Below are 21,805 nucleotides of genomic sequence, written 5' to 3'. Positions count from 1 at the left end.
TGCCAAACCAATACTATTACGATAAATTTGTGCGTAAGCACTTAACATTTCCGTCTGATGATGAATATTAAAAAAAGTTTTTTATTATCTTTTTTACTTTACCTAAGTATATGTCCTACTGCTTTTACGCAACAAAGAGATTCTACCTTTCGTAAATTAACCATCAAACAACTGATTGTTCCTACCGCATTACTTGCTGGAGGCTATACGTTGAAAAGTTTTAGTTTAAAACAAGAACAATTAGAATGGCATGGTAAATACTATAGCAACTTTAGTACACACGTAGATGATATTATTCAATATACACCTTATGTAGCCGTGTTCGGGTTAGATTTAATGGGCATTAAAGCAAAACATACTGTGGGTGACCGTATTGGTGTTTTATTGATTGGCGCCACTATCATGTCGGGAACAGTGTTTACCTTAAAACATACTACTAAAGTTTTGCGTCCTGACCTCTCTGGACAAGATTCCTTTCCGTCGGGCCATACTGCCAATGCTTTTTTTGGTGCAGCTGTTTTAGCGGAGGAATATAATGACGAAAGTATTTGGTATGGTGTGGGGGCTTATACCATTGCTACGGCTACTGGAACGATGAGAGTATTGAATAACAGACATTGGTTTTCAGATGTAATTGTAGGTGCTGGTGTGGGGATTCTATCTGCGAAAGCGGCTTATGTAATCTATCCTTGGTTGAAACAAAAACTAGGAAAAAATCCAAGTGATAGTCCGTCCAAAATGGCTTTTACGCCGATGTATGATGGTAGGGTTGTTGGAGGGAATTTGGTGATTGGGTTTTAGGATATAGTTTAAAAAGCTTATGAATAAATAAACATTTGAAGCTTCTATTTTAATATTCTTTCAAAATAGACTATTTTTGATAAAAAGAGTAGAGAATGAACTTACCCAATAAAAAAGCGATAAAGTTAGACGAGATAGATAGTGTATTACAATTCAATGCACCTCTACCAGGGAAAGAACACCCTTTTTATACTGACTTTACAGGTTTAAGAGGTGATTTCAAAGAAAAAAAGCTTTATAGAACCCTTAATTTAAACCCTTTAAACCTTACGTATAATTACGAAGCAAATCAATTTAACAAACTAAAAGTTTTTTTGGCTGGCATGCGTGGAAGTGGGAAAACCACAGAATTGGCCCGTATTGTTGAGGAAATTGAATATAAAGATGGTTTTTTCTGTGTAGTTTGTAATATAGACATTGAACTGAATATGGACCATGTTGAGTACATGGATATTTTGATTTGTCAGATTGAAAATCTTATCAAGAAAGCACAAGAGAAAGGATTACAATTAGATAAGAATGTTGTAAAGTCACTTAGTAAATGGTTCGAGGAAAGAACGTTAGAGATTAATAGTTCAATCGAAAAATCTGCGAGTATTGAAATAGAATTAGAAGGAAAATGGGGACTCCCTTGGCTTTTATCGTTAGTTGGCAAGCTAAAAGGCGGAGTAACAGGTTCAAAAGAAAGAGCCGATTCTGTTAGAAAAGTATTTAGGAATCGCTTTGTAGATTTTGCACAAGAATTTAACATTTTTGTAGAAGATGCTGCTAGATGGCTTCGTGACCATTCTGAGGCTCGTGATATTTTGTTTATCGTTGATGGATTGGAAAAAACCACAACGGCAGAAAGAAGAAGGGAAATCATCATTGAAAATGCTGAAAGTATTAAAAGTATTCGGGCAAACTGCTTAATGACTTTACCGATTGAACTGATGAAATCTATCAGACAGGTAAAAGATTATTCAGAAGTAGTCACTTTCCCATTTATCAAAATTCAAGAGCAAGATGGTTCTGATGTTGAAGCAACGATTAATCGTTTCGTAGAGTTTGTCTATAAAAGAATAGATGAAAATCTTTTTGAATCAGAAGACGTAGTAAAAACTGCCGTAAGATTTAGTGGAGGTTCTCCTCGTGAATTATTACGTTTATTACAACATGCAGGCTATGAATTAGAAGATGATGATACCCAAATAACGATGAAGGCTTTGATGGAAGCTGTGAAAGATTTATCTGCTGATGCTCGTTTTCTTTCTGAAAGGGAATTAACTGTTTTAAAGGAAATAAGAAAAAACAACAAAGAAAATAAGCCTACACCGTTTATTGATGGTATTGAGAAATTATTAGAAGAAATTGTAGTCATGGAATATAATTCTGGTACTTACAAGAGAGTAAATCCTATCATTGCTTACTCATCAATCTATCAAGAATATGTGGGTAAAGACTGATGATTTTGATAAACAGCTCAAAAAACTCCAAAGGGTTGTTCAACCTGCATTGTTTAGGTATGTAATTATTCAGTATAATCATGCTGATATAAAAAAACAAATCATAGAGTTCCTACAAGCTACTTTCTCAGATAGAACTTTACTTCCAATCAAAATACGAGAGACTGATTATTTTCAACTTTTAGCAAAAACTGATTCCATCCAAGAAGGTTTTGTAGTGATTGAAGACTACGAATATGTTATTAATGACGAAGTATTTGCCAAGGGGTTTAACCAACGCCGAGATAGATTATCTGCCAAAAATATAGCCTATATTTGTTTAATGCCTAATGATGAAAAACTCCTTAAAAAATGTAGAGAATTAATTCCTGACTGGTGGTCTTTTCGCTCAATGTTGTTAAAGTTTGAAGTAAGATTCCTACTTGATACTGATGAAAATAAAGCGTTTAAACCTTTGGAAATTTCATCTTTAGGAGGTTTAGAATTTGCTACGAAAAAAGAGGAATTAGATTGGTTAGAAGAAAAGGTAAAGTCTTTACCAGATACTGAAATCAACCTTAAACTTGAATTGTTACAAAAAGCTTCAGATATAGCTTATGATTTACAATTGATAGATAAGATGTTTCTTCTTATAGAATCAATGAGCCAATTGGCAGAAAAAGTAGATTTAAAAATAAATAGCCCATTACAATTTGCCAAAATACAAACCTCTATAGGAAAATATTTCATATTAAAAGCTGATTTTAAGCAAGCTGAAAATCATTTTCAAATAGCCTTAAATATAGCTCAAAAAGTGAATTATGATATTGATATAATAGCATATCAAAATAATTTAGCTACCGTATATCAATATTTAGGAGAAAACTCAAAAGCTAAACAACTGCTTGAAAAAGTGGTTGTTTCAACTGAAAAGCATTATGGAAAAGATAACTCCAATACGGCTCTAAGATATTCAAATCTCGCAAGTGTGCTTAAAGATATGGGCGATTATGAAGGAGCTAGGAAATTATCAGAAAGAGTTTTGCAAACATTCAAAAAACACTTGGGAATTGAACATCCAGTGACTACAGTAGCTTACTCAAATTTAGCTACTGTACTTCAAAAATTAGGAGACTTTACTGGAGCTAAAGCGCTAATGGAAAAGGCACTTTTATATGACCTGAAAAATTTTGGAGAGGATCATCCAACAACTAATATAAGATATTCAAATCTTGCTTTAGTTTACAAAGACATGGGAGATTATAAAAAAGCTGAAGAAATGCTAGTGAAAGCTTTGAATTCCGATATTAAAAACTTTGGATCTGAACATCCGAGTACTGCTTTAAGAAAATGGAATTTAGCAACAGTTTTTATAGCACTAGGCTTTTTAGATAAAGCCTTAACATTAATTGAACAAGCCTATATAACCTATAAAAATACATTAGGAGTTGAGCATCATATTACTGAAAATTGTAAGGGTTGGTTAGATAGGTTAAAGGAGAATATGTTAGAGTCTAGCAGTTAATACTCATTTTAATTACTGACAAAAAATCTCTTGGCTCAATCGCCAAGAGATTTTTGTTGGTAATTAAAACTCTTCTGGTTTTGCTTTTCGTGATTGTAACAAACCTTGTTTGATTAATTCGTTATTTTTCCAAGCTTTTTTGGCTATTTTAAATTTTGCTTTGTCTTCTTTCGTGACGGTTTCTAAATCAGAAAGGTCTGGTTTGCCAGCATTTACCCACGCTGTATACCAAAAATCAGCTACACTTTGGCTTGATAATATCATCTGATTGTTGATAGTATTACCCAAACGTTCTCCGTAAGCCTTGGCAAATTCGCCCGTGTAATTCTTTCTCATTTGTCCGAAACGTTCAGAACGCTTGAACTTTCTTTCGTCGGTAAAGCCTACGCTAGCGTTTATTTCTTCTTTGAAAACGCCATCTAATAATAGACTCGTTGCTGCAATTTTTGTCCAAATTTCAGCCAATGGGTCTTTAATGTATTTAGCTTTATGTTTTGTATAAAGGTTATAACTTTCAATGTTTATCTCTGGCACAGCAGTTTCCCAAAGCGAGTGTAACCCTCTTTGATTGGTTAATTGTCCATCATAATTATAACTTGTATGCAAAGGCACATGCGCATCTGAAACATAATGACCTAAATCTGCGGCATAAAACAAAATACTGTCTTTCATTTTACTGCGGAAAGCATTTGTCAATTTCTCTTGCATCTCTACGACTACCCACGGTAAAGTACCATATTTTTTGAGGGTATCGGCGGTGTATTTTTTTACGGCTGAATCCCAATCATGAGGAATGGTATTTAGTGGGTCAGTGCCATAAATAGGAGCATCTAAATCAATAAAGTGTTTAGGTGCTTCTGTTTTATCTGTATTTCTACGCACATCTGGACGAACAGAGTTATAAACCATATAATCTTCATTTTTCATAAAGAATGTTGCCATTTTTTTAGGCAAAGCGTACGCTGAAATTTGATGAATGGTTTTGTGACCTAAAAAGCCCCAAGAGCAACAGCCTAACAGGATTAAAAGAGTAAGGATTTGTTTAAGTTTTGATAATTTCTTCATGAATCTTAGTTGAATTGACGTATTTTATTGATTGGGTTAGTTGTGAATGAGTGACTATACTTTAATAAATCATGGTAAAGATAAGGCTAAACGATGGAGATTATCACCTTGCTTATTTATGTAATAATTAATTATTATTGCGTTCCATATACGCTTAAAGTGCTAATTCAAAATATAGCACTTCATCCAAGGGATTGTACACATAAGCGGACGTTGCTTGAAAGCCAAAAGAACGATAGAGTCCAATCGCTTCTGTCAGACTAGTTAAAGTATCCAATTTCATGGTTTGATAATTGGCATTTTTAGCAAACGTAATCAATTCTTCTACTAATTTTCTGCCTACTTTATGCCCTCTAGCATTTGGTTTTACATACAAACGCTTCATTTCACACACGCCTTCGGCAATGGGTTTCAAGGCAACACATCCTACAATCTCTTCGTTGATTTTAGCTAGTATAATACATCCAGCAGGAGCTGCATAAACTTTTGATAAAGTTTGCAATTCTTTCTCAAAATCCTGAAAACAAAGGTCTATCTTTAAGTATTCAGCATATTCTATGAATATTTTTCTTACCTCATCTAATTCATCAGGTGAGTAATTCACGTAATGGAATTGCATATTTTTAACTTTGTGAGTAAATAATTAAGGATAAAAAAAATTGAATGGAAATCACTTACTAATTTTGGGCATGAAATTACAAGAAATATTCCGAAACATCATTGCGACAGATTCGCTTCACGCTCGATTCTTGAATACCCTTTCATTAATGGAGAACACTGGTGCAAGAAAAATATCAGCTTCTGAAGATAAATCCAAAGTATCTTATATCGTTTTGAAGCACGCCGCAGAAGAAGCACGCCATGCTTATTACTTAAAAAAGCAAATTCAGAAGGTAGGGAAAATAGCAGATTTTCCAACGTATGAAAAACCATATCTTATCGCTCCTTTTGCTAGTTATACTTATTTACACACATTGGATATTCAGGTATGTAGGTATTTAAAACAAACACTAAAGCTATCAGGTAATGATTTGAAATATGCAGCCTATTTGTTGGTAACCTATGCCATTGAGGTAAGAGCTGATGAATTGTACCCAGTATATCAAGAATTACTTGAAGAGGTGTCGTCTAAAGTAAACATGAAATCAATCATTGTTGAAGAGGAAGGACATTTAGCCGAGATGATTACGCAATTAAAAGAGTTTTCGCCAGCATGGGAAATGCACGCTAAAACTGCCTGTGATATTGAAAAGACTTTATTTGAACAGTGGATTATTTCTATTGGTACTGAATTAGGAGTTAATTAATAGCTATCAGCCATAAGCCTTGAGCTATGAGCCTTGAGTTTTTAAGTCAAAAAGCTCAAGGCTCATAGCTTACAGCTAAACCCTCACAGAGAGTTTCTTCGAATAAATAGAAATGAATTTCTGATATGTTCTTGTCTACCACTTAGAATTAAGTCGGCAGCATTTTTTCCTAATTGAAAATGGTCTGTAGATACTACGGTGATTCCTCCTGATAATATTTCTTTGATAGGTGTTTCGTTATAAGAAACAATGCCTATATCCTCGCCTACTACCATCTTCTTATTCTTACAGCACATCAGTGTTTCGGCTAAATATCTTTCTGAAAGAATTAAATAAGCTTCCTTGCTTCTGATAGTATTTTCCTCTATGTCAGAATAGATATTGTATTGTAGGTTGTTCTCTTTGGCAAACTTTTTCAGACCTTCAATGACAAAATATGCATTGGCATAATGTTCTTGTATAATACAATTCAGGGTACCGTATTTCAAAATAGCTTCTCTGGCTTTGAACAAAGCTTCGTAAATATCCTGCTCGAAATCTTGATAAACACAGGCATATTTCCCTCTGATAAATTCATTTCTTTTCTCAAGAATAATCAATTTATTGGTCGGGATACTATTGATAGTTTTAAGAAAATCTTCATTGAGATAACTCGTATGCAACATAAAAGCAAAGTAATCATATTGATTAATTTTCTCTTTTATGACCTTTTCGAAATGAAAGGCATTCTGAGTACTGAACTGATGGATGTATAAATCAACCGTAGCTTTCCCCTCGATTTTGTCCATAAATCCATCGTAGATTTCATGTTTAAAATCGTTCAGCCTACTAAAAACTATGAGTATTTTTAGTTCTTTTGATTGAAGGCTTGTATGCGAATTGGCTAATTGTGCTGTCAATGAGAATGTCGTTTGAACTTATAGATACCAAGTAACTTATTCCCGAACAACTAAATATCCTGCCTTGCACCGTCAACAAAAATCAGGTCATAACAGGACACCAAATGCCCATTTCCACAACTTTGCAATATATATCCCAACATTTGCAAGAAATGTCCTAACCATTTAAAACAATTTGAGCCTACCTTTACGAAACAATTTATGCACTTTTTCAATAATTTATTTGACTTATTGGATTAATTCGTTTGTTTTTGACAAATGGAGCAATTCAGATAAAAAGTTTAGATTGAAATTCCCAAAAATTCGTACCACTATTATATATAAGCGTCGAATCAATATTTCAATCACTTTGGCATTTACGTATTACCTACTATTACCAATATAACAACCCAATTTTATCCAGTAAATAAAATGATAAAGACATTCAGAGAGTTTTCTCAAAACAAGCAAGATTCAAAAACACCAAAATATCAACAACTGGTAAACACTCTGTTGATTGATATTGAAAGCGGAAACTTACAAACGGGTGAACGCCTTCCTTCCATTAATGAAGCGAGTGAAGAGTGTTACTTGTCTCGTGATACTGTTGAACGTGCTTATTCAGAACTTCACCGTTTAGGTGTGATTACTTCTATTTTCAGAAAAGGTTATTTTATTTCTGGAAAGTCGGCTAAAACTAAAACGAAAGTTTTCTTTTTAGTTGGAAAAATTACAGAGAACAACAAAGCCATTTTTAATGCTTTTGTGAATGCCTCTAACAAAGATGTAACTGTTGACATTTTCACTTACAATTATAAAAGTGATAATTTCAGAGAAATCATCAATAGTCATTTAGGCAATTATCATTATTATGTAATCATGCCTCACTTGATTGAAGAAAGTGAAGAAAACATCAAATGCTTAAAGAAGATTTCTGGCGAACGCCTTATCTTTTTAGAGCAATCTTTGGCTTCTCTTCATGGATTAAATTCAAGCATTTTGAGCAACTCTGGTGATGAGATTGCTCAGGTAATGCAACAAAACATTAAACATTTCAAGAAATACAAAACCTTGAATTTAGTTTTGACAGAAGACGAGTATTTTGATTCGGAGTTGATTACTGGCTTTAGAGATTTCTGTGAAACCAATCATTTTGATTTCCAAGTATTAGATGGCTTTCAGGATGAAGAAGTAATGGCAGGAAACGCATACTTAACAATGGACGACATTGATTTAGTAGCAGTCATTAAATCAGCTGAACAACAAGGCTTAACACTCGGGAAAGAAATCGGGTTGATTTCATTGAACGATAACTGTTATAAAGAAATATTAGCTGGGGGGATTACAATAATATCCTCTAAACCTACAGAAATTGGCAGAATGGCCGCCAACATTATCCAAGGAGGAAAACGCCAACAAATACAAGTTCCGATGGAAATGGTATTGAGGAAATCCCTTTAAGACACTTTTTTAATTGAAAAATAGGCTAAGATGATTCAAAATCTTATTCCTTGTTACAACCTTGACTATCTTTAGTCAAGGTTGTTTTGTTTTCATGGCTCTTTTTCAGCTAAAAACCTGTAATTTTGCAATTCTAAAAAAATAGTCAATGTAGCCATACACTTATTGTTAATGTCTACAACAAAAACCACAAGCAATGGAATACAATTTCAAAGAAACAGAACAGAAATGGAGACAGTTTTGGGAAGAAAACCAAACCTATAAAACAGAGGTTAACCATGATAAACCCAAGTATTACGTATTGGATATGTTTCCGTATCCTTCAGGTGCTGGGTTACACGTTGGTCATCCGCTGGGTTACATTGCTTCTGATATCATCGCTCGTTACAAACGTTTGAAAGGTTTCAACGTATTGCATCCGATGGGCTTTGATTCTTTTGGTTTGCCTGCTGAACAGTATGCTATCCAAACGGGTCAACATCCAGCTATTACTACCGAAGAAAATATTGCTACTTATATTCGTCAGCTAAAACAAATTGGGTTTAGTTATGACTGGTCGCGTGAAGTACGTACTTCTGATGCTAAATATTACAAATGGACGCAATGGATTTTTATGCAATTGTTCAAGCATTATTACGATAAAGATGCCAACAAAGCCTTGTCTATTGCTAGTTTAGTTGAACGCTTCGCTGTGTCTGGAAACAAAGGCATCAATGCTGTTTGTGATGAAGATACATCAAATTTCACCGCAGAAGAGTGGAATAGCATGAGTGAACAAGAACAGCAGACTATTTTATTAAAATATCGTTTGACTTATCCAGATGAATCAGTAGTAAACTGGTGCCCGGGGTTGGGAACAGTTTTGGCGAATGATGAAATTAAAGACGGTGTTTCTGAACGTGGTGGGTATCCTGTTGAACAGAAAAAAATGAAGCAATGGGCAATGCGTATTACTGCGTATGCTGATAGATTAATTGACGGTTTGAATGAAGTAGATTGGTCGGATGCTTTGAAAGAACAACAACGTAACTGGATTGGTAGAAGTACGGGGGCAAGTGTAAAATTTAAAGTTGATGCTTCAACTGTTCAAGAGAATGCTCCAGCATTTATTGAAGTATTCACTACGCGTGTTGATACGATTTATGGCGTGTCGTTTATGGTAATTGCTCCAGAACATGAGTACGTACCGTTCTTGACAACACCTGAACAAAAAGAGACCGTTGATGAGTATGTAAAATGGGTAGCTTCAAGAACGGAGTTAGACCGTATGTCGGAAGTCAAAAAAGTTACAGGAGCTTTTACAGGAAGCTATGTAATTAATCCGTTTACGGAAGAAAGGGTGCCTATTTTCTTGGCAGACTATGTATTAGCTGGCTACGGAACAGGGGCGGTAATGGGGGTACCTTCGGGTGACCAACGTGACTGGAACTTTGCTACGCATTTTGAATTGCCAATTGTGCCTATTTTGGATGCTCAGAAAAACATTGAAGAACAAGCTGATAATACCAAAGAAGGTAAGTACATCAATTCGGATATTATCAACGGAATGGGTTATAAAGAAGCTACGGCTACTTTAACAAAATGGTTGGAAGAAAGAGGCATCGGAAAAGGTAAAATTCAATACCGTTTGCGTAATGCAGTATTTAGTCGCCAACGTTATTGGGGTGAGCCAGTACCTGCCTACTTCAAAGACGGTTTGCCATATTTGATTGAAGAAAGCGAATTGCCTTTAGAATTGCCAGTGATTGATAAATACTTGCCAACAGAAACGGGTGAACCTCCACTAGGCCGTGCCGAAGGTTGGAAATACAAAGGCGAGTACGAATATGAATTGTCGACCATGCCAGGATGGGCAGGTTCGTCATGGTATTGGTATCGTTATATGGATGCTCAGAACGAGCAAGAATTTGCCTCACAAGAAGCCATCAATTATTGGAAGGCAGTAGATTTATATATGGGAGGGTCAGAACATGCTACTGGTCACTTGTTATACAGCCGTTTCTGGAATAAATTTTTGAAAGATTTAGGATTAGTACCAGAGGAAGAATTTGCTAAGAAATTGATTAACCAAGGCATGATTCAGGGGCGTTCTAATTTTGTGTATCGTGTAAAATCATCCGTTGGAGAAGGCAAAAACCCAGTTTTTGTTTCTTATGGCTTGAAAGACCAATACGAAACTACGCCAATTCATACAGACGTAAACATTGTATCGAATGAGGTGCTAGATATACAAGCTTTCAAAAAATGGCGTACTGACTTCGAAAATGCAGAATTCATATTAGAAGATGGCAAATACATCTGCGGTGTTGAGGTTGAGAAAATGTCGAAATCTAAATACAACGTAGTAAACCCAGATGTATTGGTTGACAAAGTTGGAGCAGATACTTTGCGTTTGTACGAAATGTTCTTAGGGCCATTAGAACAAGCTAAACCTTGGAATACTAATGGTATTGATGGTTCATTCCGTTTTATCAAAAAAGTATGGCGTTTGTTCTATGACGATTTAGGCAACTATAAAGTAAAAGACGAAGCTCCAACGCCTGCGGAATTGAAAGTATTGCATACTTGTATCAAGAAAGTAGAAGAAGATTTAGAACGTTATTCATTCAATACTGTGGTTTCTACGTTGATGATTTGTGTGAATGATTTAGGAACATTAAAATGTACGAACAAAGCTATCTTGCAAGAGTTAGTTATTTTGATGTCTTCGTATACTCCACATATTGCCGAAGAGCTTTGGGTATTGTTGGGTAACGAAGCAGGAACGATTTCTTATGCTACTTTCCCTAAGTTCAATGCGTCATTGTTAGTAGAAGCTAATTTCGACTATCCGATTTCTATCAACGGAAAAGTAAGAGCAAATATTTCTTTCCCAACTGATGCGATTCCAGCGGATATTGAAGCAGGAGTTTTGGCACACGAAGTAGTTCAAAAATGGTTAGACGGTAAAGCTCCTAAAAAAGTAATCGTGGTACCAAAAAGAATTGTGAATGTAGTGCTATAAAAAACAATAGCAGTCGCTCGCTTCAAGCGATTGCATTCTTTCTTTCCATCAGCTCTCTAAAGATTAATGATTTATTTATCTTTGGAGAGCTTTTTTGTTTTTTATTGTTAATAAATTACAAACATATCTAAACACATATTTATGGATTTACAAGCTTTACAATACCCAATTGGGAAATGGACCCCAAAAGAACAACATACTTGGGAAGAGATTCAAGAAAGTATTGCCCAATTAAAAACAATTCCAGCACTATATAAAGAACTTACCGCAGGTTTGAGCGAAGAAGATTTACTAAAACAATATCGCGAAGGAAGCTGGACTGTCAGACAAGTTATACATCATGTCGCAGATATTCATGTGCTGTATTTTGTCCGTTTTAAACATGCTCTTACTGAAATAAATTCTGAAGGAGTGGTAAGTAAAGTAGATGCTTGGGCTAATTTAGAAGAAGCTAAAAATGCTCCTATTGACTATTCTTTGACTTTATTAGAAGGCACCCATCTGCGATGGACATATCTTTTAGAACAAATGACAGAAGAGGATTTTCAGAAAGGCTACTATCATCCTACTCGTAAGATGTATTTAACATTGATGGATGCCGTGGATGTAGGTGTTTGGCATAGTAAACACCATTTAGCGCATATTAAAATTGCTTTAGGGAAAGATCAATAACTGTCTTTTTACTACTTGTCCATATTAAAATGTTACCTTTCTTTTAGGGTGCGACTTAAGTCGCACCCTAAAAGAAAGATTTTTACGTATCTAATTAATCTCTAATTCTTTAATCGTCTCTACAAGTACTCTTACCGCATTAGTTAACTTTTCTGTATCTTTCTCCCCTCCCAATGCGATTCTAATATATCTTTCACCGTCAACACTTTCATCAATAGCAAATTCATTTCCACTGGTGATAACAATTTGTTGACTAGCCATATCATTCACTAGCTTAGTCGAATTGATTGTTGCTGGTAGAGTTATCCAGATATGGCTACACGTTGGGTCGGTTCTATAAATGAGATTTTCTAACAATGGCTTTACCATCTGCTGTAGTTTTTCTGCCAAAACTTGTTTTTGCTCAATAATTGTTTGAAGTGCATTCGTTTGTAATAAATAGCTAGTCAACCCACTTAGCAAAGACGAATTGCCACTAGACGACATCCTGATATAATCTGCCACATTCGTTTTCAAATATTGGGGAAGAGTTACAAAAGCAGTTTTAATCAGCGGATTAAAGGGCTTAGACAAGCTATAAATATGGATGGTTTGGGCTGGCAATAAATCTAAAAAACTAAGCGGAGGATTGACACACATAAACCGATAGGCATCGTCTTCAATAATTAAAAGGTCATGTTCCTTTGCATATTCAGCTATCTGACGTCTTCTTTCTATTGGCATCACCACACACGTGGGATTCTGTATGGTTGGTTGTATATACAATAATTTACTTCCAGTACTTTTTACAATCGCATCCAAGCCTTCTATCGTAATACCATCATTATCAACTTCACAGGGGATTAATTGATAGTTATTTTCTAAAGCAATGCTTTTAAAGGATACATAGGTAAAAGGTTCGGTGATAATTGAACTGTATTGTTTCCGACAAGCCTGTAATAAACAGAGTAATGCCTGATTGCCACTATTACACATGACAATATCAATGATGTCTGGGAAAAGTTCAGACGATAAGCCTAACCATTCAGCACCTAAATCAATTGTATTTTTATCTCCATGAAAGGGAGGGAATAACAAAAAATCTTTCTTTTCATGTATAAAATCTTTTGTAAAATATTGCTTGATTAAATCCATCTCTGCTGGCACAGAAGGATAATTAAACTTTAAATCTATCATTGCAAGGTTAGTTTTATTTTCAAAGTCAAATAGTATGATTTACCGTTTTAATTTACAAAATAATTGAAAAATTCACTAACCTTTAGTTCACGACTTGGAAAGTCGTGCTACAACATTATAATTCCATTTTGCCTACTTTATTATAGAATCGCCAGCTCAGTAAACTTGCCGAAGCCAACAAACTTAGGGTTAAGCCTATCCAAATACCAATGTGTTTTAAATCATAGACAAACCCTAACACATAACATAAAGGCAAGCCCACACCCCAGTAAGCAAAAATGGTAATGAGCGTTGGAATGTTTACATCCTGTATTCCTCTTAAAATACCAATACTAACAGCCTGAACGCCATCAAACAATTGAAAAATACCACCCCATATAATTAATTGAGCGGCTAGTACAATTACGCCTTCATCTTTTACGTAACTCGCAAAAAAATCATTAAAACTAAGCATCAATATTCCGCAGAGACTCATAAAGATTATCCCCATCAATAAAGCTGCCGTACCAGCTTTAAAAATAGCACTTCGGTTTCTTTCTCCTACTCCTGCCCCTACCCTAATGCCTCCAGCGGTCGCAATACCTGTAGACGCCATATAAGTAAGTGAAACAAACCCAATAGCAACTTGGTGAGCCGCTTTATGCTCAATACTTATCCAACCCATCATTACAACAGCTCCATAGAAAGCGGCAATCTCAAAAAAGCCTTGGAAACCACTAGGGATTCCTACTTTCAAAATATTTTTAATTAGTGCCGACATTTCATTTACTTGTATTTTAGCACTTAAATAATCTTTAAATTTTCCTGAACGAAAAACATAGTAAGTAATAGCGATGAACATATATAATCTGGCAATACAAGTAGCATAACCAGCTCCCTTTAAACCTAACGTAGGGAAAATCCAGATGCCATTGATTAAAAAATAGTTTAGAATAATATTCATCAATAAGGCTGTCCATGTAATATTCATGGCCACCTTCGTATGCGAAAGACCATCTGTAAAGCTCTTCATTGCTGAAAAAAGAAAGGCTGGAATGGTGGAGGCAGTCATAATCCACAGGTATTCTTGAGTAAGTGTCTTAATCTGCGGAGGCTGGTCTAAAATTTCCATATTAAGACCAAAAGCCACTACTGCAATAGAACAAATAATTCCCATTAGGATAGCTACCCATAAACTTGATTTCAGCAATAGATGACATTTCGCAAAATCTTTTTCGGCTTTGGCTTTTGAAACCATAGGAGAAACAATTTGCAAACAGATATACCCGATAATAGAAATATTAATCAAAATACCGTTGGCATCTGCCGCTGCTGCTAATGATTCTACGGCACCTTTATCGATTCGGCCCACTTGGATAGTATCTACCAAACCCATAATCATAATACCTAGTTGACCAGCAATAATGGGTAGTGACAAACGGAAAGTAGCAATAAGGTCAGTTTTGTAATTATTAAATAAATTTTTCAAGGAGATTGTTTTAAGAGAATTGCTGAGAAATAATCCTACAAATTAAAGCATAATTGAACAGTAAAAGTTCTATTTCATTTTGATAAAATAAATTAATAATACTTTCTATTAATTTACTAATACTGCCCTAACATGCGACCTTTTGGTTTTTCAAATTAAAGAAGACAAAAAATCCCGTCAAGATTGCTCTTAACAGGACTTTAAAAATGGGTAATTAATATTTCTTTCTAATTTCATAAAACCACTATTCCTAATCGAATAGCTTGTATTACGATTCCCACCCTAGATTTTACATTCATTTTATAAAAAGCCTGTTCTCTGTATCCATCTACTGTTCTATTGGCACAACACATTTTATTGGCAATTTCATGATAAGTAAGTTCAGAACAAGCATAACGGATGAATTCTAATTCACGGTCGTTAAGTCCTAATTCTTTGATAGGATTTTTAATTTTTTCAGGGTTTAAGCTTTTTAGTAATTTATCGGTAACAAATTCGGTGTAATAAAATCCTTTGTTAATGACACTTTCCAAAGCCATTCTTAGTTCAGTGGGTTTACAGCCTTTAAGTAAATAACCTTTTACCCCATTTCTTAACATCCCGACGATTGCTTCTTCTTTATCATACATGGAGAGCGCTATTATTTTCACATCAGGATGATTATTTTTCAACCATAACGATGTTTCGTAGCCATCCATTTCAGGCATATTAATGTCTAAAAGCACTACATCAGGAATCATTTTCAACTTAAAATGGTGAATCATTTCTTTTCCATTAGCGGCTTCGTACATCACTTCATAATTTTCCATTTTCTGAACTAGGCCTGCTAAAGCATTCGCAACCAAGGTATGGTCATCAACAATAGCGATTTTATATTTCATATTTTTAAATCTAGCGGCTTACTATAATCATCATGTTGGTTCCTTTTCCTATTTCAGAGGCAATGCTACAAGTACCTCCTATTAATTTTACACGGCGTTGAATATTTCTTAGCCCAGCACCTGACTTGTTTATTCCATTTTGTTGGATGGCTTCGATATCAAACCCCTTTCCATCATCATGAATACTTAGCTCAAAAGTGTTAGGCAAATATTTTAATAATACCGTAAGATGTTTAGCGCTAGAATGTTTTAAGGCATTATTTAAAATTTCTTGGGCTACTCTAAATAAAACAATTTCTCGTTCATATCCAAGCGAAATTGTTTCACCAACAATATTAATTTCAGTAGCAAAGCGTTTGGTTTTACGAATCCTTTCGATTTCATACGACAGACTCTCTTCCAGACCGAATTGTTGTACAAAATCTATATCTAAGCTTTTGGTTAAAGCCCGCAAATCATTAATAGATTGATGAATAATTTCGTTAGTTTGTTTGATGTAACCATCTGTATCGACCATCTCCTCCTCCATCACATTCAAATTCATTCTGGCTACAGAAAGTAATTGACCAATATTATCATGCAATTCCTGTGAAATCTCTTGTAATGTTTGATTCTGTACTTCTAATTGAGAGGTAAGAATCTCTTGTTCGTAAGCAATTTTAAGCGCTTGTTTTTCTTCACGGTGCTTTGCCTGACGTTTTTGAAATAGAAAAACAAAGGAAATAATGAAAGCAACCAGAATACCAAAAATGATAATACCTACTATAAAAGTGAGTAGAAGCTCGTAGTTATTTATCATGTTGGCTAGAGATTGTATTTTGCTTTACTAAAAACGCCACTATAAATGAGCTATAGTAGAGATAGTTAGAGAAGTACCTGATATATAAAAGAATTTTCATGATAAATTTATTCGTGACTCCGTTTGATTTACTATCTATAATGTAATTGAAAGCTCCTAATAGAAATATATTAGCAATACAAAAAATTAATAGTCCACAGCTTATCCAAAATAGTGAAAAATCTTTTAATTTAATATTAGTCTCAAGGGATAATAAATCTCTAAAATATTTGATAGTAAGAATGGTAAATAACAAGATTTCAATATTCATGAAATAAGTATTGACATGAGGCAGAGGCTGAATCCATAAACTCAATATCATACCAAGTAAAAGCATACTTGGTATGATATACAATATGATTTTATTTTTTAAATCAAGATAATATCCTAGTAGTACTAGTACACACTGAATAGGCGTAAAAAAATGATATATGATATAATTAGATTTTCCTTTGATAGAAACGGCTCTTCCTGCTAGCTCTGCAATGATTGTAAGGAGAATTAATACTAAAAAAACTCTATTGGTTTTATTGAGTACATTAAATTTTATCCCTCCTACTACAAGGGAAGCTAGCAAGATAATGATATATATGTTATACTTTAAATCATTCACGGTTTCAAAAAATTATTATTGAATAAACTTTACAATACTTAAAATCATTTTTTGTAGGGTATATAATATTTGCCTGTGATATCTTGCCATTCTTGCTCTGTAAACAAATCATTTTGTAGCGGACAAACATCAGGACAAAGACCCATTTGATCTTGAATTTCAACTTGTTTCCTATTCATTCCTATTGTTTTATCCCATAACAAAACCCCGTCTTTTTCAATCATTAAAATAAGTGTTAAAACATCTTTTTTATTCAGTGAATCAAAACTTAAACCAGGAAAAATTCTGAATTTCAACGAACCCTTTGTGTAATTTCTACTATTCACGTAATCGTTCAACTTATGTATTTTTTCTATTTCATTAAAATCTTCAAAGTTTAAAGTATAACTTCTTCTAAATAGCTTAGGTGTCGAACATGCATCTTTTTCCATATAATCATACAATTTAGTAATCATATTTTTTGCCACTGGAGAATAAGTTGGCTCTGGTTTTTTATACACTATTATTTTTTTATTTTTAACTTTATTTTTATTACTTTTTGTTGTATCTGATTTATATTCTGATACTTTAAAGTTAGGATTATTTTTTACAATATCTTCACCTAAAACAGTCTTGGGATAAGCACTCACAACCATTGCTCCAACAAACATTCCAATGATACCAGTAACTAGTGGGTTAAATAATTTTTTCATGTGATTTAAGCAGTTAAAGTTTTATAATTGATTTTACGATTTGAAGCTACCATTTTATCCTTAGTATCACAATAGGTTTATTTACTCAAACTGCTCAAATTCAATCCATTAAGCCTTTTTCATTAAAAATACCGTATTTATACCCTGCAAAATCGGGTAAAATACGGTAGGCTATTTAGTGTTTTCACCCATTTTACAATGTCTGAAAACTGATAGCTAAAAGCTACTTATTTCCATCATTATAAACCATTCCACAAAATCTTATGTTAATTTTGAAGTAAGTATTGAAAACCACCTCAATTCTTTAAAAATATTAAATGAGAAAAGAAGAAAAAAGCGGCCAAATATTTGACATTCAAGTCCTTAAAAGAATATATAGTTTCCTTTCCCCTTATCGATTACGATTCTGGTCTTTGGTACTTATCATCATGGTTGCTGCTTGTGTTGTGCCACTCAACCCTTTATTAATTCGCCATACCATTGATAATTATATCGTTGCGGGCAATTACCCTATGCTTACCAACATGCTTTTATTGATGGTAGGTGTATTGCTCTTACAAGGCTTTCTTCAATTTGTTAGTGCCTATATGGCTGGCTGGTTAGGACAAACCGTTATTCGTGATATCCGTGTTGAATTATACGAGAAAATATTATCTCTTCGACTAAAGTTTTTTGATGATACTCCTATAGGTCGCTTAGTGACCCGTACTGTATCGGATATTGAAACACTCAATGATGTATTTTCAGAAGGATTAGCAGCTATTGCTGGTGATATTTTACAATTGATATTAATTACAGGCGTGATGTTCTGGACAGATTGGCGACTAACATTAATCTGTCTGTGTACAGTGCCATTTATGGTTATTTCAACCTACCTGTTTAAGGAATATATCAAGAAAAGCTTTAATGAAGTACGTTTGGCAGTTGCTAACTTAAATTCATTTGTGCAAGAGCACATCACAGGGATGAACATTGTACAAATTTTCAATTCCGAAAAAATAGAATACAATAAATTCCATGCAATCAACGAAGTACACCGTGATGCCCATATTCGGTCTATTTGGGCTTATTCGGTCTATTTCCCTGTGGCAGATGTAATTTTAGCAGCAGGCACTGGCTTAATTGTATGGTTTGGTTCAAAACAAATCCTTACTCATGACATGACGTTGGGTACGCTTACGGCTTTTATCATGTTTATGAACTTATTCTTTCGCCCTATTAGATTCTTAGCCGACCGTTTCAATACGCTTCAAATGGGTATTGTGTCCACCGAAAGGATTATTAAGCTCTTAGAGTCTGATGAATACGTAGTGAATAACGGTACTTATAAAGCGGATCAATTAAAAGGTAATGTTCGTTTTGAAAATGTTTGGTTTGCGTATAATGACGAAGAATATGTATTAAAAGATATTTCATTTGAAGTAAAACAAGGCGAAACGATTGCATTGGTCGGGGCAACTGGTGCGGGTAAATCATCAACCATTAATTTATTGAGTCGCTTTTATGAAATCAATAAAGGTAAAATATGGGTAGATGATATCGATTTACAACACTATGAATTGAATAGTTTGAGAAGCAAGATTGGGGTAGTATTACAAGATGTGTTTTTATTTTCAGATACCATTGAAAACAATATTACGCTTGGTGACAAAAGTATTACCCGAGAAAAAATCATTGAAGCGGCCAAGCTAGTAGGCGCTCATGAGTTTATTGACCGTTTGCCTGATGGTTACGACTATAATGTAATGGAAAGAGGGGCTACCCTTTCTGTAGGGCAAAGACAATTAATTTCGTTTGTAAGGGCTTTGGTACACGACCCTAAAATAATTGTGCTGGATGAAGCCACTTCTTCTGTCGACACCGAAACGGAAGAGATGATTCAGAATGCCATTGCTAAATTAATGAAAGGCCGAACAGCCATTGTGATTGCTCACAGACTTTCAACGATTCAGAATGCCCATAAAATATTAGTTTTAGATAAAGGTGAAATCAAAGAAGAAGGCACTCATGAAATCCTTTTAGAAAAAGATGGCTGGTATGCAAGCTTGCACAAAATGCAGTTTATTACAGAAAACGCCTGATAATAAAAATTAAATGTCAGTTTATTAACATAAGTCATCCTGAATTTAAAAATCATAAAAAAGCAGTCAAAATTAGGGTTTCGACTGCTTTTTTATGATTGAGGAACAACGAATTCCTACTGTTTGAGCGAAGCGAGTTTAGGAATTCTTGATTTTTTTGTTACTTTTTGCATCAAGGCAAAAAGTAAGGACGGGAATAGAACGCAAATCTTATATACTTGATATTTTACGCTAAAAAACATGAGTCATCATGAATTTTAGCGTATTTACACGCTCATATATTAAATAAGATTTAGAGGATACTGAAATTTTAGTCTTCTACAGGCTGATTGTAACTAATGTATAAATTACGTTTGGCTTGTAAAATATGGCGGTGATTATGAGCAATTAAAAATTGAAATACATCTCCTAACCTCAATCGTATAAATTTTGCAATTGAAATTGGTATACGGATGGCATTCATATCTACTTCAATACTTTGTTTTAGTAAGCTCAAAAGTTCTTCTTGTTGCGCAATGAACTCGGCTACTACGGCATAGGGGTCTAAGTCAGTTGCTGGGCTATGGTTTTTGGTAGCTTTCATTTTTATCATCTTTTCTTTTGGCTCCATCAATTGCGTAAAGTATGCTCCTAACATAGAACTCTTAAATACTAAATTGGGATGATTAGATTGTTGCGTACTCAATCCATTTTTAATACCAGGTAAATAATAGTGTCCATAACTATTTAGGTGTTCAAGGCATTGAGCAATACTCCAACCACCATTACTCGCAGGGTGTAGTAAAACACTCTCATGAAGGTTCTGAAAAAGCTCAATGCTTTCTTTTAAATGAAGCTCTATCCTATTTTCTAATTGTTCTATCAGTTGCTTATTAGCTATGCCTTTCATATCGTTATTCTTTTTGGAGGTTAAAATTATATTGCAAATTTGGGTTATCTATCCATCATAAATGTTGGTAAATACCAATATTTTATAAATTGAGTTTTTTATATATTACTCCGCTAACTTTATTGATTATTAGGCATTTTTATCAAATTAATATCTAAAATAGCTGTTGTTTTTAGGTCATTTATTAACCTCTGATTCATCCAGAAGTGTAGGCTGTAAGGATTGTAGCTAAGAAAATTTGCAAAGAAGCATAGAAATGCCCTATTTTGAATTATTAAACCATGATTTACCAAATGATAACAATATCCTTCATCAAGAACAAAATAGCCATTAATAGTAAATTTATCATCTTATTGGCTATTTGTCTATGCTTTACGGCTTGTAAAAGCAATAAAGTTGTTAGCTCCACCACTACTCAAGCACCCGTAGTGAAGAAAGATAAAATTGTAGAACTGACGATTAAATCACTTGAAGCGATTGATTTGGAAGAAGACCTCAGCTTTGCTGATGAGGTTTCTTTAACTTATGCACTTACGTTGGTAGATGAAAACAAGAAAATCTTAAAGGTTATCAATAGTTCTTGGGGTGTTGAAAGCCTAAAGAAAGGGCAAGTTGTTAAGGCGGATAAATTTAAAACGATAGAATTAGTAGTGCCAGAAAATGGCAAGTTGTTATCTTCTGTCATCTTGATGGAGATTGACGATTATGAAAAAGCAATGGCTACCATCAATAAAATCAATAATTTTGGAGGATTAGCCAAGATACCAGCTACTATCATCAACATTGCTGAATATGAAACTCCACTTGCCATCGTCTTTGCTAGCTTACAAGCCGCAGGCTTAGGATTGAAGGTAGCCGAGCGTTTTGACCAAGATGATTTATTAGGACAAAGTACCTTTGAATTGAAACTAGATTCACTTTCTACTACCCAAAATACCTATCCCGTCAACTTAGTCTTTGAAGGGGAACATTTCAAGAACACTTTCCGCTATAAACTCACTTATGAGTTAAAAATACGCTGATTTAATAC

Annotated in this window: 18 protein-coding genes; 9 read left to right on the top strand and 9 right to left on the bottom strand. The window is 34.3% G+C overall.

Translation table 11 applies throughout. The features are described from left to right. The first annotated feature begins 57 nt into the window (after positions 1-57). The 3 genes from AC07N0_RS09850 to AC07N0_RS09840 all read left to right on the top strand — a co-directional run bounded on the left by AC07N0_RS09850 (position 58) and on the right by AC07N0_RS09840 (position 3,750). Positions 58-801, top strand: coding sequence for a phosphatase PAP2 family protein (locus AC07N0_RS09850; protein WP_494589034.1), 744 nt, complete (start codon positions 58-60; stop codon positions 799-801). A gap of 95 nt (positions 802-896) precedes the next feature. Beyond that, the gene (locus AC07N0_RS09845) at positions 897-2,246 is read left to right on the top strand and encodes a hypothetical protein (RefSeq protein WP_494589033.1); all 1,350 of its coding nucleotides are present in this window, start codon (positions 897-899) and stop codon (positions 2,244-2,246) included. Next, positions 2,230-3,750: a tetratricopeptide repeat protein gene (locus AC07N0_RS09840; RefSeq protein ID WP_494589032.1), complete on the top strand. Its 1,521-nt coding sequence runs from the start codon at positions 2,230-2,232 to the stop codon at positions 3,748-3,750. Before AC07N0_RS09845 ends, AC07N0_RS09840 begins: the two co-directional genes overlap by 17 nt. A gap of 63 nt (positions 3,751-3,813) precedes the next feature. On the opposite strand, the gene AC07N0_RS09835 is transcribed toward AC07N0_RS09840, so the two are convergent. Both AC07N0_RS09835 and AC07N0_RS09830 read right to left on the bottom strand, forming a co-directional pair. After that, entirely contained in the window at positions 3,814-4,815 is a 1,002-nt protein-coding gene (locus AC07N0_RS09835) for a zinc dependent phospholipase C family protein (protein ID WP_494589031.1), read from the bottom strand. Positions 4,816-4,969: 154 nt separating this feature from the next. Then, complete coding sequence (locus AC07N0_RS09830) at positions 4,970-5,434, bottom strand: GNAT family N-acetyltransferase (protein WP_494589030.1); 465 nt, start codon at positions 5,432-5,434, stop codon at positions 4,970-4,972. 70 nt (positions 5,435-5,504) lie between these two features. Between AC07N0_RS09830 and AC07N0_RS09825 the strand changes: the two genes are divergently transcribed. Further along, on the top strand, positions 5,505-6,122 hold the full coding sequence (locus AC07N0_RS09825) for a hypothetical protein (RefSeq protein ID WP_494589029.1): 618 nt from the start codon (positions 5,505-5,507) through the stop codon (positions 6,120-6,122). An 83-nt stretch (positions 6,123-6,205) separates the two neighbouring features. On the opposite strand, the gene AC07N0_RS09820 is transcribed toward AC07N0_RS09825, so the two are convergent. Further along, positions 6,206-7,021, bottom strand: a complete 816-nt coding sequence (locus tag AC07N0_RS09820) for a hypothetical protein (protein ID WP_492802621.1) — start codon at positions 7,019-7,021, stop codon at positions 6,206-6,208. A 411-nt stretch (positions 7,022-7,432) separates the two neighbouring features. On the opposite strand from AC07N0_RS09820, the gene AC07N0_RS09815 reads away from it, so the two are divergent. The 3 genes from AC07N0_RS09815 to AC07N0_RS09805 all read left to right on the top strand — a co-directional run bounded on the left by AC07N0_RS09815 (position 7,433) and on the right by AC07N0_RS09805 (position 12,137). Next, the gene (locus AC07N0_RS09815; RefSeq protein WP_494589028.1) at positions 7,433-8,461 is read left to right on the top strand and encodes a GntR family transcriptional regulator; all 1,029 of its coding nucleotides are present in this window, start codon (positions 7,433-7,435) and stop codon (positions 8,459-8,461) included. Between the two features lie 196 nt (positions 8,462-8,657). Then, a complete protein-coding gene (leuS, locus tag AC07N0_RS09810) occupies positions 8,658-11,465 on the top strand; it encodes a leucine--tRNA ligase (RefSeq protein ID WP_492802618.1) in 2,808 nt (935 codons plus the stop codon). 141 nt (positions 11,466-11,606) lie between these two features. After that, positions 11,607-12,137 carry a YfiT family bacillithiol transferase gene (locus AC07N0_RS09805; protein WP_494589027.1) on the top strand — a complete coding sequence of 177 codons (531 nt, stop codon included), beginning with the start codon at positions 11,607-11,609 and terminating at the stop codon, positions 12,135-12,137. Positions 12,138-12,227: 90 nt separating this feature from the next. Here AC07N0_RS09805 and AC07N0_RS09800 read toward each other — a convergent pair whose 3' ends face one another. The 5 genes from AC07N0_RS09800 to AC07N0_RS09780 form a co-directional block, all read right to left on the bottom strand. Next, the gene (locus tag AC07N0_RS09800; RefSeq protein ID WP_494589026.1) at positions 12,228-13,313 is read right to left on the bottom strand and encodes an aminotransferase class I/II-fold pyridoxal phosphate-dependent enzyme; all 1,086 of its coding nucleotides are present in this window, start codon (positions 13,311-13,313) and stop codon (positions 12,228-12,230) included. Between the two features lie 115 nt (positions 13,314-13,428). Beyond that, the gene (locus tag AC07N0_RS09795; protein WP_494589025.1) at positions 13,429-14,781 is read right to left on the bottom strand and encodes an MATE family efflux transporter; all 1,353 of its coding nucleotides are present in this window, start codon (positions 14,779-14,781) and stop codon (positions 13,429-13,431) included. Positions 14,782-15,014: 233 nt separating this feature from the next. After that, positions 15,015-15,662, bottom strand: a complete 648-nt coding sequence (locus AC07N0_RS09790; protein WP_492802609.1) for a response regulator — start codon at positions 15,660-15,662, stop codon at positions 15,015-15,017. Between the two features lie 10 nt (positions 15,663-15,672). Next, positions 15,673-16,461, bottom strand: coding sequence for a sensor histidine kinase (locus tag AC07N0_RS09785; RefSeq protein ID WP_494589024.1), 789 nt, complete (start codon positions 16,459-16,461; stop codon positions 15,673-15,675). A 696-nt stretch (positions 16,462-17,157) separates the two neighbouring features. Then, positions 17,158-17,805 carry a hypothetical protein gene (locus AC07N0_RS09780; RefSeq protein WP_494589023.1) on the bottom strand — a complete coding sequence of 216 codons (648 nt, stop codon included), beginning with the start codon at positions 17,803-17,805 and terminating at the stop codon, positions 17,158-17,160. Positions 17,806-18,122: 317 nt separating this feature from the next. Between AC07N0_RS09780 and AC07N0_RS09775 the strand changes: the two genes are divergently transcribed. Continuing rightward, on the top strand, positions 18,123-19,886 hold the full coding sequence (locus AC07N0_RS09775; protein ID WP_494589022.1) for an ABC transporter ATP-binding protein: 1,764 nt from the start codon (positions 18,123-18,125) through the stop codon (positions 19,884-19,886). A gap of 310 nt (positions 19,887-20,196) precedes the next feature. On the opposite strand, the gene AC07N0_RS09770 is transcribed toward AC07N0_RS09775, so the two are convergent. Further along, on the bottom strand, positions 20,197-20,775 hold the full coding sequence (locus tag AC07N0_RS09770; protein ID WP_494589021.1) for a DinB family protein: 579 nt from the start codon (positions 20,773-20,775) through the stop codon (positions 20,197-20,199). Between the two features lie 293 nt (positions 20,776-21,068). Here AC07N0_RS09770 and AC07N0_RS09765 point away from each other — a divergent pair, with 293 nt between their 5' ends. Next, positions 21,069-21,797, top strand: a complete 729-nt coding sequence (locus tag AC07N0_RS09765) for a hypothetical protein (RefSeq protein WP_494589020.1) — start codon at positions 21,069-21,071, stop codon at positions 21,795-21,797. The last annotated feature ends 8 nt before the right edge of the window (positions 21,798-21,805 follow it).

The organism is Arcicella sp. GW821-FHT09D11, from assembly GCF_059416265.1.
Note: the sequence above shows the minus strand (reverse complement) of the source record. Positions and strands in the feature narration are given on the sequence as shown.

What these genes read in the sequence shown, in the direction of transcription:
- AC07N0_RS09850 (WP_494589034.1), top strand. Translation starts at nt 58, where the DNA reads ATGATGAATATTAAAAAAAGTTTTTTATTATCTTTTTTACTTTACCTA.
- AC07N0_RS09845 (WP_494589033.1), top strand. Translation starts at nt 897, where the DNA reads ATGAACTTACCCAATAAAAAAGCGATAAAGTTAGACGAGATAGATAGT.
- AC07N0_RS09840 (WP_494589032.1), top strand. Translation starts at nt 2,230, where the DNA reads ATGTGGGTAAAGACTGATGATTTTGATAAACAGCTCAAAAAACTCCAA.
- AC07N0_RS09835 (WP_494589031.1), bottom strand. Translation starts at nt 4,815, where the DNA reads ATGAAGAAATTATCAAAACTTAAACAAATCCTTACTCTTTTAATCCTG.
- AC07N0_RS09830 (WP_494589030.1), bottom strand. Translation starts at nt 5,434, where the DNA reads ATGCAATTCCATTACGTGAATTACTCACCTGATGAATTAGATGAGGTA.
- AC07N0_RS09825 (WP_494589029.1), top strand. Translation starts at nt 5,505, where the DNA reads ATGAAATTACAAGAAATATTCCGAAACATCATTGCGACAGATTCGCTT.
- AC07N0_RS09815 (WP_494589028.1), top strand. Translation starts at nt 7,433, where the DNA reads ATGATAAAGACATTCAGAGAGTTTTCTCAAAACAAGCAAGATTCAAAA.
- leuS (WP_492802618.1), top strand. Translation starts at nt 8,658, where the DNA reads ATGGAATACAATTTCAAAGAAACAGAACAGAAATGGAGACAGTTTTGG.
- AC07N0_RS09805 (WP_494589027.1), top strand. Translation starts at nt 11,607, where the DNA reads ATGGATTTACAAGCTTTACAATACCCAATTGGGAAATGGACCCCAAAA.
- AC07N0_RS09800 (WP_494589026.1), bottom strand. Translation starts at nt 13,313, where the DNA reads ATGATAGATTTAAAGTTTAATTATCCTTCTGTGCCAGCAGAGATGGAT.
- AC07N0_RS09790 (WP_492802609.1), bottom strand. Translation starts at nt 15,662, where the DNA reads ATGAAATATAAAATCGCTATTGTTGATGACCATACCTTGGTTGCGAAT.
- AC07N0_RS09785 (WP_494589024.1), bottom strand. Translation starts at nt 16,461, where the DNA reads ATGATAAATAACTACGAGCTTCTACTCACTTTTATAGTAGGTATTATC.
- AC07N0_RS09780 (WP_494589023.1), bottom strand. Translation starts at nt 17,805, where the DNA reads ATGAAAAAATTATTTAACCCACTAGTTACTGGTATCATTGGAATGTTT.
- AC07N0_RS09775 (WP_494589022.1), top strand. Translation starts at nt 18,123, where the DNA reads ATGAGAAAAGAAGAAAAAAGCGGCCAAATATTTGACATTCAAGTCCTT.
- AC07N0_RS09770 (WP_494589021.1), bottom strand. Translation starts at nt 20,775, where the DNA reads ATGAAAGGCATAGCTAATAAGCAACTGATAGAACAATTAGAAAATAGG.
- AC07N0_RS09765 (WP_494589020.1), top strand. Translation starts at nt 21,069, where the DNA reads ATGATAACAATATCCTTCATCAAGAACAAAATAGCCATTAATAGTAAA.